This is a genomic window from Pseudomonas putida (assembly GCF_025905425.1).
Classification (GTDB): Bacteria; Pseudomonadota; Gammaproteobacteria; order Pseudomonadales; family Pseudomonadaceae; genus Aquipseudomonas; species Aquipseudomonas putida_AF.
The window spans coordinates 1,543,794-1,558,750 of the sequence record NZ_CP109603.1 but is presented as its reverse complement, the minus strand read 5'-3'; the positions used below and the strand labels follow the sequence as shown (position 1 = coordinate 1,558,750).

Sequence of the window (14,957 nt, the reverse complement as noted above, 5' to 3'; positions counted from 1 at the left end):
TACGACCCCCGCCAACATTCCTGATTGTCTGGTCACCTCACTCTTTGCCAGCATGCGAGTTCCCCAGGACAAGGAGTTCCCATGCAAAAACCTCAAGTACCTGACCTCCGCCAACTTCGCATTAACCGCAAGGTGGTCGCCGCAGTTGCCATCCCAGTGCTCTTCGTCGGCGCTCTCGCGGCATTGTTCAACGCCGTGTTGTTCTACAACGAAGCAGGCCAGATGACTCATGTACGGACAATCTTCGGTGAAGAAAAAGTTGTTGAAGATGTAGGCTACGCAACCAAATGGTTTGGTCGCAGTACCGTCTGGCGTCGGACCATCGGTGTGCAGTCGGCCCTGCAGGTGGACGGCCAGGACGAGGCCCGCAGTGGCCACCCTTCAGTAACGCTGGAAAACCTGCCCATCGTGTTTCTGGGCAACGTCGACGCCAAGGCCGAATTCAGTACCCAGTTTCGCCTGCCATCGGGCGATGACTTCCTGAAGATCGCCCAGGAGTACCGCACACCGGACAACTTCCTGCAGCGTGCACTATTGCCGGCGGTCAAAGAAACGCTGCAGGCCACCGCTTCGTTGATGAGCGCGGATGACTATTACGCCGGTAACCGCAGCCACTTCGGCGCCGAATTCGAAAACCAATTGCGCAATGGCCTGTACCTGACCAGCCGTAAGGAAATCCGTGTGCAGCGCGACCACTTTCCGGCTCAGACAGCCATCCTCCAGTCCGGTACGGAACAGGGTAACTTTGGCGATAACTCAGCGACCCGTTTCGTCATCGAGAAGAAGCTCGACAAAAACGGCCAGGAACTGCGCAAGCAGCAACAGTTCCGACTGTTCGGCGTCGAAGTCGTCGAAGTCGTCGATGCTCGGGTGACGCATATAGACCCCAATCCGCAATATCAGCAACGCATGGTTCGGGTGCAGCAGGCATTGGCGGAACTGGCGGTGGCTCGGCAGAACAGGCTCAAGGAGGAAGAGGAAAAGGAACTTGTCTCTGCCCGGGGAGCCAAGGATGTCGAAGCCAAGCGCCAAGAAAGCCTGCGGGAACAGATCGAACGCACCACGGCCGCCGAGACAGAGAAGCAACTGACACTGATCAACGCGGAGCGAGAAAAACGGCGAGCCGAGATCGACAAGCAGACCGCTGAACTGTTACGTGACAAGGCCCGGGTAAATGCGGAGGCCACCCGGATTACGGCTGATGCCGAGGCGCATGCCCGTGAGGCATCGATCAAGGCCGATGGCGCCCTGCAAACCAAGCTGGATGCACTGGTGCAGATCAATCGCGTCTGGGCCGATGCGGCGGCGCGAGCCCCGGTACCCCGTGTGATGATGGGCGGTGGGACAGAAAGCGGCATCGGTCGCCAAGATGAAATGAGCAAGCTCATGAGTGTGCTGGCGGTAAAGGCTGCCAAAGACCTGGTAGTGGATCTCAAGACACCGTGAGCCGTTGATGGCCTTCTCGCCGGTAACCCAGCAAAAAGGCCATCACCTTCACCTGGAACTACGCAACATCTCCACCGGCACATACTTGCCGATCTCATATTTGCCGATCGCCGCCCGGTGCACTTCATCCGGCCCGTCGGCCAGGCGCAAGGTGCGCTGCATGGCGTACATGTACGCCAGCGGGAAATCACCGCTCACCCCGGCGCCACCATGAAGCTGGATCGCCCGGTCGATTACCTTCAAGGCCACATTCGGCGCCACCACCTTGATCTGGGCGATTTCGCTGCGCGCGACCTTGTTGCCAACCGTGTCCATCATGTACGCCGCCTTCAGCGTCAACAGGCGTGCCATGTCGATTTCCATGCGCGAGTCGGCGATCTTGTCGACGTTACCGCCCAGGCGAGCCAAAGGCCGGCCAAAGGCCGTGCGCTCTACCGAGCGCTTGCACATCAGCTCCAGTGCCCGCTCAGCCATGCCGACCGAGCGCATGCAGTGGTGGATACGCCCTGGCCCCAGGCGGCCCTGGGCGATTTCGAAGCCCCGGCCCTCACCCAGGATCACGTTCTCATAGGGCACGCGCACGTTCTCGAACAGCACCTCGGCATGGCCATGTGGCGCATCGTCGTAACCGAACACCGGCAATGGCCGGACGATCTTCACGCCAGGCGTGTCGGTCGGCACCAGCACCATCGAGTGCTGCTGGTGGCGTGGCCCTTCGGGGTCGGACAGGCCCATGAAGATCATGACCTTGCAGCGCGGGTCACAGGCGCCGGAAGTCCACCATTTGCGGCCATTGATCACCCATTCATCGCCATCACGCACAGCGGTGGCGGCCATGTTGGTGGCATCCGAGGAAGCTACGTCCGGTTCGGTCATGGCGAATGCCGAACGGATTTCGCCGCGCAGCAAAGGCTCCAGCCACTGGCGTTTCTGCGCCTCGCTGCCATAGCGCACCAGCACTTCCATGTTGCCGGTGTCCGGTGCCGAGCAATTGAACGGCTCTGGCCCGAGCAGCGAGCGGCCCATGATCTCGGCCAGTGGCGCGTATTCCAGGTTGCTCAGCCCGGCGCCGTACTCCGACTCGGGCAAGAACAGGTTCCACAGCCCCTCGGCGCGGGCCTGGGCCTTGAGCTCCTCCATGATCGCAGTGGGTTGCCAGCGGTCGCCCTCGGCGACCTGACGCTCGAACACCGCTTCGGCGGGATAGACATAAGCATCCATGAACGCGGTGACGCGCTCGCGCAGTGCCTGGACCTTGGGCGAATAGGCGAAATCCATCGGGGGCTACCTTCGAGGTTCGTAGAACATGGGCCAGAGCCTAGAGCAGCAAGCACCCATCCACCTAGTCTATTTTCCGCGTGTATAAACATTCATAACCGATATATGATCGGGCAATAATTCCAACAATGAGCGGCGCACATGAACCTCAGCAAGGTCGACCTCAACCTGTTCATCGTCTTCGACGCGATCTACACCGAAGCCAACCTGACCCGCGCCGGGCAAATTGTCGGCATCACCCAGCCGGCGGTCTCCAATGCCCTGTCGCGACTGCGCGAAACCTTCAACGACCCACTGTTCGTGCGTACCGCGCAAGGCATGGTGCCCACGCCCATGGCCCAGAACATCATCGGCCCGGTGCGCAACGCCCTTGCCCTGCTGCGCACCTCGGTACAGGAAAGCCGCATTTTCAACCCGCAGCAGGCCAACAAGACCTTCCGCATCAGCATGACCGACCTGACCGAAGCGGTGATCCTGCCGCCGCTGTTCCAGCGCCTGCGCCGCCTGGCCCCTTCGGTATTGATCGAAAGCTTTCTGTGCAAACGTCGCGAAACCACCAAAGAGCTGGCGGCCGGGCGCCTGGATTTCGCGGTCGATGCCCCTTTGAACACCGACCCGCAGGTGCGCCACGTCAAACTGATGCAAGACCGCTATGTCTGTGCCCTGCGCCAAGGCCACCCGCTGGCCGACAGCAAACTGACCCTGGACAGCTACCTGGGCATGACCCACATCCATATCTCCAGCCGGCGCAATGGCCTGGGCTACGTGGACCTGGCCTTGGGCAAGATGGGAGTGCAGCGCAAGGTCGCCTTGCGTTCACAGCATTACCTGATGGCCTCGCAAGTGTTGCAGCAGACTGACATGGCGATGACCGTCCCCGAACGTTTCGCCCGCCGTCATCAACTGCGCTACCACGCATTACCTGTCGATGTGCCGGCGCTGGAAACGCACCTCTACTGGCATGAGAGCACTGACCAGGACCCCGCCAACCGCTGGATGCGCGAGCAGATCATCGAGTTGTGCGAACGGGTGCTAGCGGAGGAAGAACGCGCGCTGGCGCCCGCCTGATGTTGTTGGTGCGCGGTTAATGCCGGGCTTGTGGAGAATTTTTTTCTCCACCTATCGGCAGCATTAGAAGATTTTTCCCTCAAGGCGCAAACCAACCAAACAGAAGGCAAAAACATTTGAGTGTGGGCCCGGTACGCTTACTGCAACGATCACCGCATCCAACGTGACAGACACGGACCCGCCTCATGCCCAGCGCCCCGCTCTACTTCGACTACGCCGCCACGACCCCCGTTGACGACCGGGTCATCGAAACGATGCTCGCCTGCCTTGGCCGCCAAGCCAACTTCGGCAACCCCGCATCCAGTGGCCATGCTTATGGCCAGGCTGCCCGCAATGCAGTGGAGCAGGCGCGCCAACAGGTGGCTGAACGCGTCGGCGCCCGCGCCGATGAACTGGTGTGGACCTCAGGCGCTACCGAGTCCAACAACCTTGCACTCAAAGGCATCGCCCAGGGCATCGGCCACCCAGGCCACCTGATCACCAGCCAGCTGGAACACAAGGCCGTACTCGATACAGTCGCTGAACTGGAGCGTCAAGGCTGGGCCATCACTCGCCTGGCAGCAGATGCGGCCGGCCTGATCCAGCCCGATGCCGTGCAGGCGGCATGGCGTGCCGATACCCGCCTGGTCTCGCTGATGGCGGTCAATAACGAACTGGGCACCGTGACCGACTTCGCAGCCATTGGCGAGCGCGTGCGTGCACAGGGTGCGCTGTTGCATGTGGACGCGGCCCAGGCGGTGGGCAAACTGGCCATTGACCTTGCCCAAATGCCGGTGGACCTGATGTCGTTTTCGGCCCACAAGGTCTACGGCCCCAAAGGCATCGGCGCACTCTATGTCGGGCCGCGTGCCCGCCAGCTGATGCGTGCGCAGATGCACGGCGGCGGCCATGAGCACGGGCTGCGTTCCGGCACCCTGGCGACCCACCAGATCGTCGGCATGGGCAGCGCCTTTGCCTTGGCCGGCCAGCCGGGCGACAGCGAGCACCAGCGTATCGAGCAGCTGTCCCGACGGCTGCGCGACGGGTTGCTGGCCTTGCCCGCGGTAAGCCTCAACGGCTGCGCTACGCAGCGCATTGCGCACACCTTGAACCTGTGTATCGATACCCAAGGCTTCAACAGTGCAGCGTTGGCCAGTGAGTTGGCGTTGTCGACCACGTCGGCCTGCAATTCGGCGAGCAACGCAGCATCGCATGTGCTGCTGGCACTGGGGTTGGATGAAAGCCGGGCACGTAACAGCGTGCGGTTGAGTCTCGGACGGTTCAGCACCGAGGGTGAAGTCGATAAAGCGATCGAGGTGTTTACCAGGGTAGTGGCAGCGGCATCAGCGTCGTTATGGTGAAGCCGGCTGCTCCTACAGGTGTAGCGAAAAACGCTCAGAGGAAGGTAAACACGGTCGAGGCTGGCAACCGCGACTTGTTCAGCCCTGCATTGAAATCACCCTCGCTCCGATAGCCAAGGCTCAAGATCACCACACTGGTGAAGCCCTGCTCGCGCAGCCCCAGCTCGGCATCCAGCAGCTTGCTGTCAAAGCCTTCGATCGGCGTTGCATCAAGGCCATGCGCCGCGGCACCCAGCAGCGCCGTGCCGAAGGCCAGGTAGGTCTGCTTTTCCATCCAGTGCTGCACGTCTTTCTGGTCGAAGCGGTGCAGATCGACGTAGTGACGACGGCTTTGGTTCTGTGCGGCGCGGGCCTGCTCGTCGCGAAAGCGGCCATTGGCGGCTTCCTGTTCGAGCACCGCGTCCAGATGGGCCTCGGTCATCTCGGTGCGCGTGCAGAATACGATCACATGGGATGCATCGAGGATCTTCGGCGAGTTGTAGGCAAAACGCTCATGGGTGCTCTTGGCGAGCCGGGCCTTGCCCTCTGCGCTGTCGGCGACGATGAAGTGCCAAGGCTGCGAGTTGACCGACGACGGGCTGTGGCGCAGTTGCTCAAGCAACGCATCGATGGTGGCCTGGGGAATGCGGCGCGAGGCGTCGTAAGCTTTGGTGGTGTAGCGGCGCTTGGCCAGGGAAACGGTATCCATGCAACAACTCCTGGAGTGAGAGGGGATTTGTTGCGCATCTTATCTTTCCTGAAAAAAAGAAAAACCGGCACAATGCAGCAACACTTTCATCCCAGGAGTGAAAATGCTGCGTATTGCTGACCTTGAACTGTTCGTACGCAGCAGCATGCTGGGCAGCTTCACCGCCGCCGCCCACGAGGCGCAACTGCTGCCGGGCCAGGTGGCCGCCGCGATCAAACGCCTGGAGCGTGAGCTGGACGTACGCCTGTTCGCGCGGACCACCCGTAGCCTGCGCCTGACCGCCGAGGGCGAGCTGTACTTGCCGACGGCGCAGAACGTGCTGGACAGCCTGCGCCAGGGCCGCGAGGACCTGCACGGCAACGCCAGTACCTTGCGCGGCACGTTGCAAGTCTCGGCACCTTCGGACATGGGCCGCAACATGCTGCTGCCGTGGCTGAGCGCCTTTCGCCGCGAGCACCCGGCGCTGCACCTGCGCTTCTTCCTGTCCGACCAGATGGCCGACCTCAATCGCGACCCGGTAGACATCGCCATCCGCTATGGCCTCAATCAGGATGCCAACTACATCGCCCTGCCCCTGGCCAACTGGAACCGCCGGGTACTGGTCGCGGCCCCCGACTACCTGGCACGCCATGGCCGCCCGCTGACACCAGAGGCCCTGCACGACCATGCCTGCCTGCTGTACATGCAACAGAACCGGGTCTATGACAAATGGCGAGTGGGCAACCGCACCGTGCAGGTGCGCGGGCCGCTGGTCAGCGACGACGCCGACGTGATCCGCCGCCTGGCGCTGCTCGGTGAAGGTATTGTCTACAAGTCGTGGCTGGACGTGAGCGCCGACATCGAGGCCGGTGAACTGGAGATTGTCTTGCCGGAGTACCTGGGTGAGCCGACACCGGTCACATTGGTCTGCCCGCACCGCAAGCAACTGACCCCGGCAGTCACGCAGTTGCACCTGTGGCTGCGCGAGCGCTTCGAGGCGCTGCGGCCCCGGCTGCTGAACAAGGGCTGCACAATCGTTCCAGACTGAAACGGAGGCTTGCGCTAATGGACACCCGCTCGGACAAGCCTGTGGTTCAACCGGGGTTGGCGGGGATGGTGCGGGTGTCGGCTTGGGCGACGCTGCTTGGTTGAATGTGATGTTGGCTGTACTGGCCTCTTCGCGGGGCAAGCCCGCTCCCACAGGTACCCCACTGTTATTGAATACAGTGCGGCCCCGCGAAGAGGCCAGTACAGGCAATCAGGCGCCTAAAGCCTCACGGAACCGCCGGTTACTTGCCACCGCCAGCACCAACCCGACTACCGCCACACCGCCTCCGACCAGGCCGATATGGGCCACATCCATCTGGCTGCTGACAATACTGCCCAGCAATGCCCCACCACCAATACCGATGTTATAGATGCCCGAGAACAAGGCCATGGCCACGTCGGTGGCATCGGACGCCAGCTTCAAGGTCTTGGACTGCAACGACAGGCTGAAGCTCAGGATTGCTATACCCCAGAACATGCTCAACGCGGAAAATGCATAGAAGTTGCCCGACAGCGGCAACAGCAACAGCAGGCAAGCCGCCAGCAGGCCGATCGAGCCCACCAGAAAGCCCTGGGGGAACCGCTCACTGTAACGGCTGAACAGCACCGAGCCGAACACACCGGCGCCACCAAACAGCAGCAGCACCAACGTGGTCCGCTCGCCGCCGATTTGCGCCACGTGCAGGGCGAAGGGTTCAATGTAGCTGTAAGCGGTGAACTGTGCGGTGATCACCAGCGTCACCAGCAGGTAGGTGATCACCAGCGCCGGGCGCTTGAACAGGATCGGCAGGCTGCGCAGCGAGCCGGAATTCTGGCTTGGCAGCAGCGGCAACGACTTCATCAGGCAGAGCATGGTGGCCAGTGCCACCCCGGCAATGCTGAGGAACGTCACGCGCCAGCCCAAGGCTTCACCTACCACACGCCCCAGCGGGATGCCCAGAACCATAGCCAGGGTAGTACCGGTGGCCAGCAGGCCGAGTGCCTTGGCCTGTTGGCCAGGCGGCGCCACACGTACAGCCAGCGATGCGGTGATGGCCCAAAACACGGCGTGGGCCAGGGCGATGCCGATGCGGCTGACCAGCAGCATGGCAAAGCTCTGCGACAGCCACGACAACAGGTGGCTGACAACGAACACCAGAAACACGAACAGCAGCAAGCGCCGACGCTCGATGTTGCGGGTCAGCAGCATCATCGGCAGCGACGCCAGGGCCACGACCCAGGCATAGATAGTCAGCATCAGGCCGACCTGGGCGGTGCTCATGTCGAAGCTGCGGCCAATGTCGCTGAGCAACGCCACCGGGACAAACTCGGTGGTGTTGAAGATGAAGGCCGCCAGGGCCAAGGCAATCACGCTCAGCCAGCTGCCGCCACCGGTGGTCGGCGGCAAGTCGGTGGGGATGGGTCCGTTCATGGGTGGAATTCTGTGCTCCGCAGGCATGGCGAAAAGACGCGCGTCAGGGGCCAAGTATCGGCCGCGCTGAGGCACGGGTTTGTTATTGGAAGGAATGCCGGCATGGTACGCGTCAATACCGGGCCTCACAACCGGCGGCACATTGCGGGTACCATGCGCGCTTTGTGTGAACGGCAAGCGGAACAAGGAGCCCGATCCGCCCATGGACAAGCAACAACCCCAGCAGCAGTGGCAGCAGGCGGTCACCGCCTACGCCCAGGCCATCAACCGCTACGTCGCGCAAGGCAGCGCCCACGGCTGGGACAACCTCGAAGAACCACAGCCCGCAGCCACCGAGCACTTGCTCGATGCCTGGCACGCCGCCCTGCAGGCGATCAACCGCCCGGGTGTCGACGAACAGCAACGCCAGGCCTTCCGCGCGGCCTGGCCGCCTGCCCACCTGCCGCTGGTACCCCTGCTCGAAGCCCACGGGCAAGGCATCAGTAGCGTCCTGCTGCTGGAGGATGGCAGCCTGCTCGCGCGCATTGGCATGCCCTATGAGAAGGGCCAGGTGGTACGTATCGATCAGCACAGTGTGATGCCGGTCATTGGCACTGACCACTTCGGCCGTTGCCCGCAGCGCCGCTACTTTGCCCTGGCCAACGCCGAGGGCGTGCGCGTGACCGATGGCTGGGGCGGCCCACAGGTCGCCCGGCTGCCCTGGCCCACCGGGCTGGAGGGGCTGCCGGCAGGTTACCCCTTCGAACCCTTGGACCTGCCGCCGACGCCCACCACCCTGGTGCCTTTCGCCCAGGGCCAGCGGGTACTGCTGGTGAGCGCCGAGGGCATCTTTTTGCTGGCGGCCGAGGGTGCTACCCGGCTGCTGCCGCGCCAATCGCAAGTCCTTGAAGAGCTGGCCGAAGGCACCGACCCGGACGATATCGCCCTCGGCCTGGCCATGGAGCATGGTGCGGTGTCGCCGGATGGGCGCCTGATCGTGGTCGGTGAACAGAGCAGCCGTCATCTGGTGCTCAATGAGCAGTTGGAGGAAGTGGCGCAGGTCGGCCCAGGCGGCGAGTACCCGCACTTCGCCCTGTTCAACCGCAGCGGCGACCAGTTGATCGTCAATGCCTGCCACTTCTACAACGGCGGCACGCTCGGGGTGCGCGTGGCAGACCTGCCGGGGCTGGATACCGACTACTACAGCGATGACCCGCGCACCCCGCGGCTGCAGGATGGGGCGCGGGTTTACGCAGGGGTCGCAGGCAACGGCGAGTACATCATCGGTGATGCCTACGGCTACTTGCGGGCCTTTGGCGAGGATGGCACGGCGCATTGGCAGCATTACCTGGGCTCGACCATCAGCGCCATGGACATCAGCGCGGACGGGCGCACACTGGTTGCGGCGAGCCATGCTGGGGTCATTTCGGTGATTGCGCTGGGCAGTGGGCGGCCTGAGTGGCAGATCGGTACCGGTGAGCATGGCGAGGTGCGGCGGTGGTTGTTCTGGAAGGGGTGGGACAAGGCGCTGGCCTGGTAGATCTGCACCGATTTCTTCGCGGGCAAGCCCACTCCCACAGTTGCCCCACTGCTCTCAGGCAGGGTGTAGAGCCTGTGGGAGCAACTGTCTTCTTGTGGAAGCTGGCCTTGCCGGCGATGGGGCGCGTAGCGCCCCAGGCCCGGCTGTGCCGGGCATCGCCAGCAAGGCTTGCTCCTACGAATGAGCTATTTGCTCCTTCCAGGGCGTTCCGGTCTTGAGCATCGCATTTAGCCTCACTATCAATACTCGCATACACGCCACCACCGATACTTTCGCGCACTTCCCCTGGGCTCGCAGTGCTTTGTAGCGCTCGCAGAAGTCCTTGTTGTGCCGTATCACCACCCAGCAGGCCATATAGAGCGCCCGCCTGACTTGTGAGCGTCCCCCCCAGATTGAACGCTTGCCCGACTGCTTGCCGCTGTCCTGATTGAACGGCGCAACACCGACCAAGGCGGCAATTTCCTTCTTATCCACCTGGCCCAGCTCTGGCAGCAAGGCCATCAGCTTTCCGGCAGTAATCAGACCAATTCCTTTGACTTGAGTGAGCTGTTTAACCCGATCATCAGGCAAAGCTGCTGCCTGCTGTGCGATCTCTTGTTCCAGCGCTCGAATTTCACCCTTCAGATAGGCGATGTGTTGTTCCAACCGCAAACAAACACTGGGAGCCCGCGCCTGCTTCAGGCGCCGCTTGTCATCGTCGCGCTGTTGGACGAAGCGATCCCGCTGCATAAGCAGTTCGCGCAGCAAGGCCCGCTCGGGTGTCATCACCTGGCAAGGCCGTGGGGGCATAACTTCAGCCAGGTGAGCCAAAACAGCTGCGTCAATGGGATCGGTCTTGGCGCGTTTACCCATCGACTTGGCAAAGTCCCGGGCACGACTGGGATTGATCCGGCAAACCGGAAAATCGGCATCCTGCAGCGCTTTGAGGACATTGCACTCGTAGCCACCGGTAGCTTCGAGCAAGACCATTGAAACTGCATACCCGCCAAGCTTTTCGACGAGCAGTTGGAATCCCTTCAAGTCATTGGAAACACTGAAGTTCACCCCCTCAGGGCGGATGTGAACAGCAAGTGTGGCACTGGAAACATCGATGCCGACAGAGGAAGACATGGCCAAACCCTCTTAAACTCAAGGAGTGAGAGCGCTTTGGCTTGGCCCACGCTTGTGATTCGAGATTACGCCCCTCATCCAACTGTTCGGGCTCTCGCCAAAGTGGAACGGTGGATGGCAGCTTTTGCTCCCACACGTGCTCTGGGCACCTCGGGCTATCAGCTTGCCATTCACCGCTCTCACTTCAGATTCTATTCCCTCTCCAAGACACAAGCGGGCTTGCCCGCGAAGAGGCCGGTGCAGATTAACGCCAGGATCAGCCCTGCAATGTCGCCATGTCGATCACAAAGCGGTACTTCACATCCCCGGCGATCATCCGCTCATAAGCCTGGTTGATATTGCGGATATCGAGCATTTCGATGTCGCATCGGATGCCGTGCTCGGCACAGAAATCCAGCACTTCCTGGGTCTCGGCAATGCCGCCGATCAACGACCCAGCCAGCACCCGGCGCTTGAGCACCAGATTGGCCGCGTGTACCGCCGGCTCGATCGGTTCGATCAGGCCGACCAGAATATGCACGCCATCGAACGTGAGGGTTTCAAGGTACGGATTGAGGTCGTGCTGCACCGGAATGGTGTCGAGCAGGAAGTCGAAACGACCGGCAGCAGCACGCATCTGCTCGTCATCCGTGGACACGATTACATGGTCGGCGCCCTGGCGGCGGGCTTCCTCGGCCTTGGCCTGGGAGCGCGTGAACAGGGTCACTTCCGCGCCCAGGGCCTTGGCCAGTTTGATGCCCATGTGGCCCAGGCCGCCCATGCCGAGGATGCCGACCTTGTGGCCCGGCCCCACGCCATGGTGCTTGAGCGGCGAGTAGGTGGTGATGCCGGCGCACAGAATCGGCGCTGCGCTGGGCAGGTCCATGCCAGCGGGGATACGCACCACAAAGTGCTCGCTGACCACGATGCTGCTGGAGTAGCCACCCAGGGTATTGCTGCCATCGACCCGGTCGGGGGTGGCGTAGGTCATGGTCGGGCCTTCCAGGCAGTATTGCTCCAAATCCTTGGCGCAGGCCTCGCAGTGGCGGCAGGAGTCGACCATGCAACCAACGCCCACCAAGTCGCCGACCTTGTGCGCGGCCACCTTGTCGCCCACTGCAGTGACGCGACCGATGATCTCGTGGCCCGGCATCAGCGGGTACACGGCGATGCCCCACTCGTTGCGCGCCTGATGGATGTCGGAGTGGCACACGCCGCAGTACAGGATCTCGATGGCGACATCGTCCGGGCGCGGGCTGCGACGCTCGAAGGTCATGGGAGCCAGAGGGCTGGTCGGGGTTTGGGCGGCATAACCAATGGCGGTGTACATGCAGGACCTCGCAGAGAAGTGAAACGATTCAGGCGGCGCATTTTGCGCGCCATGCCCCGCCTCGCCCACCGCAGATTCTCCGGCATCCATGCACGATTCTCCGGACTTACCGGCAAGCATCTGACGCTAGGCCTTCAATCTGCGATGATGCCACTGTCTGATTCTCTGCCCCAGGTTCACCATGCAGCTCACCCGCCATGTCGACGCCAACGCCCCGCTCTGCGCGCTGATCCGCCGCCTCGCCACACGCCCAGGCTTCGTCCCCACGCACCTGCCCCAGGTTCAGGTGCTGAGCTGGGACCACTATGTGGCCAGCAGCCCGCAAATCTACGAGCCGAGCCTGATGATCCTGGCCCAGGGCAGCAAACTTGCGCGCCTAGGGCCCCGCACCCTGGAATACGGTGCGGGGCACTACCTGGTCCAGGCGCTGTCGGTGCCGTTCATGTGCGAAACCTTCGCCACCGCCGAGGCGCCACTGCTGGGCGTGGCGGTAGACATTGACCGCAGCGTGCTCGGTGAGCTGGTGCAAAGCATGGACCTGGCGCCAGATGCCGCGGTACAGGCACAGACCCCGCAATCGATGACCTCGGCGGCCCTGGATGCGCCGATGCGCGACAGTGTCGAGCGGCTGCTGCACTGCCTGCAGGACCCGCTGGACGCCAAGGTGCTGGGGCCTGCGCGGGTGCGCGAAGTGCTCTATACCGCGCTACGCGGCCCGCAGGCCGGGGTGCTGCGGGCGCTTGTCGAGCAGCAGGGGCACTTCGCCCGCATCGGCGCCGCCCTCGCCCACCTGCGCGAACACTACACCGAGCCGCTGAGTGTCGAGGCACTGGCGGCGCGCGCCAACATGAGCGTTTCGACCTTCCACGAAAATTTCAAGCGCTGCACCGACATGGCGCCGATGCAGTACCTCAAGCGCCTGCGCCTGCTCAAGGCGCAGCAGATGCTGATCGGCGAGGGCCTGGGGGTGGCGCAGACGGCGCATCGGGTGGGGTATCAGAGCACTTCGCAGTTCAGCCGCGAGTACAAACGCCAGTTTGACCGTAGCCCGGGGGATGAATCGGCCTACCAGAGCTTGCCGGTTTAGGCCTCAGCACTGCGCCAGGTACGTGAGGCGTGCAGCGCTCTTGCTAGCCAGCAAACGACCCAGTTACCATTGAGAACGATTCACACTCACAACTGGATGCCAGGCGTTGGACAGCACATCGACCCGCAAGCTGGGCTTCTTCTTCAGCGACCATCACCGCTGGCTGCTCCAACACATCTTCAAACGTCTGCGTAATCGCGCCGACGCTGAGGACACCGCAGCCGAAGCGTTCTGCCAGATGCTGGGCGCACGGGTAGACCCGGACAGCATCCAGCAACCGCGCGCCTACCTCTCGACCATCGCCCGCCGGCTGATCTTTGACCGGCACCGCCGCCGCCAACTCGAGCAGGCCTACCTCGATCGCCTGACGCTGTTACCTGAGCCGGTCGCCCCTTCGGCCGAAGAGCAACTGCTGCTGATCGAGGCATTGGTGACCATCGACCAGGTGCTGGACGGCCTGCCCGCCGTGGTCAAGGCCACCTTCCTGTTCAGCCAGCTGGACGGCATGAGCTATGTCGACATCGCCGCCCGGTTGCAGATCAGCGAACGCACCGTCAGCCGCTACATGAAGCAGGCCCTGCGCCAGTGCTACCTGTGCGAGGTACACGCATGAACGCCAGGCGCCTGGACCCGATCAGCGAGCAAGCTATCGACTGGATGGTCGCGCTCAAGGCCGGCACACCTGACGACGCCCTGCTGCAACGGCTGAACCACTGGTTGCGCCAGGACCCCGCTCACCAACAGGCCTGGGACCGTTTGCAACAGCGCCTAGGCAGCCCCTTTGCCGCACTGCGCGCGCTGGACCAGCGCGCCCCAGGGCATGCCGCCGAAGCACGCCAGGTATTGCTCGCCCCCACCCATTCCCGGCGCGAGGTGCTGGGTGCCCTGGCGGGCATGGGCGTCGCCGCGGGTGTACTGTGGAGCGGCTGGCGCAGCGACGCGGCACAGAACTGGCTGGCCGACCTGCACACGGCCAGCGGCGAGCGGCGCAGCTTCACCTTGGCGGACGGCAGCCGCCTGAGCCTCAACAGTGCCAGTGCCGTCGACCTCTATTTCGATGCCAACCAACGCCTGCTGGTGCTGCGCCGTGGCGACGTGTTGATACAGGTTGCCCCAGACCCGCACCGCCCCCTGCGCGTGCGCACTGCGCAAGGGCAGGTGCAGGCGCTGGGCACCCGTTTCCTGGTGAGCCAGGAGGCATCCGCCACCCGCGTTGTGGTGCTGGAGCACAGTGTCCGCGCCAGCCTGCCCAATGGCCGCTGGCTAGACCTGCAACAAGGGCAGGCCGCGCTGCTGCGTGGCGATGGCATCCAACCTGTAACCGGCGAGCAACAACAACGCGCAGCCTGGCTGGAGGGCCGCCTGGAAGTGCTCGACGAGCCCCTGCACGCGGTTATCGATGCCCTGCGTCCGTACCAGCGTGGCTACATACGGGTAGCACCGGCGGTACGCGACATGCGCGTCCAGGGTGTATTCCCGCTTGACCAGCCACAGCAGGCACTGGCCGCTCTGGCAGAAGCCCTGCCGATCAAGGTCGAGCCGTTCGGCCCGTGGCTGATGCTGATTGGTCCTGAGCAGGGGTGAAGAAATTTTTGTGAAAATCATTCGCAAGCGTGTCCGGTTTTCATTTCTCGCCCCACCTATCTCCTGACAAGTCACTTCATTCGGGAGAATT

The 14,957-nt window shown here is 62.9% G+C and carries 13 protein-coding genes; 8 read left to right on the top strand and 5 right to left on the bottom strand.

Annotated elements, in window-relative coordinates:
* Positions 1 to 81 precede the first annotated feature (81 nt).
* Positions 82 to 1,446 (top strand): SPFH domain-containing protein, encoded by a 1,365-nt coding sequence (locus OGV19_RS06985; RefSeq protein ID WP_264312703.1) that lies wholly within the window; start codon positions 82 to 84, stop codon positions 1,444 to 1,446.
* A 48-nt stretch (positions 1,447 to 1,494) separates the two neighbouring features.
* Here OGV19_RS06985 and OGV19_RS06980 read toward each other — a convergent pair whose 3' ends face one another.
* On the bottom strand, positions 1,495 to 2,724 hold the full coding sequence (locus tag OGV19_RS06980) for an acyl-CoA dehydrogenase (protein WP_264312702.1): 1,230 nt from the start codon (positions 2,722 to 2,724) through the stop codon (positions 1,495 to 1,497).
* Positions 2,725 to 2,865: 141 nt separating this feature from the next.
* Between OGV19_RS06980 and OGV19_RS06975 the strand changes: the two genes are divergently transcribed.
* Both OGV19_RS06975 and OGV19_RS06970 read left to right on the top strand, forming a co-directional pair.
* Positions 2,866 to 3,792: a LysR family transcriptional regulator gene (locus OGV19_RS06975; RefSeq protein ID WP_264312701.1), complete on the top strand. Its 927-nt coding sequence runs from the start codon at positions 2,866 to 2,868 to the stop codon at positions 3,790 to 3,792.
* A gap of 185 nt (positions 3,793 to 3,977) precedes the next feature.
* Complete coding sequence (locus OGV19_RS06970; RefSeq protein WP_264312700.1) at positions 3,978 to 5,132, top strand: cysteine desulfurase family protein; 1,155 nt, start codon at positions 3,978 to 3,980, stop codon at positions 5,130 to 5,132.
* A gap of 34 nt (positions 5,133 to 5,166) precedes the next feature.
* Here the strand turns inward: OGV19_RS06970 and nfsB are convergent, their stop codons facing one another.
* A complete protein-coding gene (gene nfsB / locus OGV19_RS06965) occupies positions 5,167 to 5,820 on the bottom strand; it encodes an oxygen-insensitive NAD(P)H nitroreductase (protein ID WP_264312699.1) in 654 nt (217 codons plus the stop codon).
* A 103-nt stretch (positions 5,821 to 5,923) separates the two neighbouring features.
* Between nfsB and OGV19_RS06960 the strand changes: the two genes are divergently transcribed.
* Positions 5,924 to 6,847 carry a LysR family transcriptional regulator gene (locus OGV19_RS06960; protein WP_264312698.1) on the top strand — a complete coding sequence of 308 codons (924 nt, stop codon included), beginning with the start codon at positions 5,924 to 5,926 and terminating at the stop codon, positions 6,845 to 6,847.
* Between the two features lie 210 nt (positions 6,848 to 7,057).
* Here OGV19_RS06960 and OGV19_RS06955 read toward each other — a convergent pair whose 3' ends face one another.
* Positions 7,058 to 8,257, bottom strand: a complete 1,200-nt coding sequence (locus tag OGV19_RS06955; RefSeq protein ID WP_264312697.1) for a sugar transporter — start codon at positions 8,255 to 8,257, stop codon at positions 7,058 to 7,060.
* Positions 8,258 to 8,459: 202 nt separating this feature from the next.
* Here OGV19_RS06955 and OGV19_RS06950 point away from each other — a divergent pair, with 202 nt between their 5' ends.
* Positions 8,460 to 9,776 (top strand): YncE family protein, encoded by a 1,317-nt coding sequence (locus OGV19_RS06950; RefSeq protein WP_264312696.1) that lies wholly within the window; start codon positions 8,460 to 8,462, stop codon positions 9,774 to 9,776.
* 174 nt (positions 9,777 to 9,950) lie between these two features.
* Here the strand turns inward: OGV19_RS06950 and OGV19_RS06945 are convergent, their stop codons facing one another.
* Positions 9,951 to 10,886: an IS110 family transposase gene (locus OGV19_RS06945; RefSeq protein WP_264309399.1), complete on the bottom strand. Its 936-nt coding sequence runs from the start codon at positions 10,884 to 10,886 to the stop codon at positions 9,951 to 9,953.
* Between the two features lie 256 nt (positions 10,887 to 11,142).
* Entirely contained in the window at positions 11,143 to 12,195 is a 1,053-nt protein-coding gene (calA, locus tag OGV19_RS06940) for a vanillin reductase (RefSeq protein WP_264313901.1), read from the bottom strand.
* A gap of 181 nt (positions 12,196 to 12,376) precedes the next feature.
* Between calA and OGV19_RS06935 the strand changes: the two genes are divergently transcribed.
* From OGV19_RS06935 to OGV19_RS06925, 3 genes are all read left to right on the top strand, one after another.
* A complete protein-coding gene (locus OGV19_RS06935) occupies positions 12,377 to 13,282 on the top strand; it encodes an AraC family transcriptional regulator (RefSeq protein ID WP_264312695.1) in 906 nt (301 codons plus the stop codon).
* Between the two features lie 106 nt (positions 13,283 to 13,388).
* Positions 13,389 to 13,895, top strand: a complete 507-nt coding sequence (locus OGV19_RS06930; RefSeq protein ID WP_264312694.1) for a sigma-70 family RNA polymerase sigma factor — start codon at positions 13,389 to 13,391, stop codon at positions 13,893 to 13,895.
* Entirely contained in the window at positions 13,892 to 14,866 is a 975-nt protein-coding gene (locus OGV19_RS06925) for a FecR family protein (RefSeq protein WP_264312693.1), read from the top strand. Before OGV19_RS06930 ends, OGV19_RS06925 begins: the two co-directional genes overlap by 4 nt.
* Positions 14,867 to 14,957 lie beyond the last annotated feature (91 nt).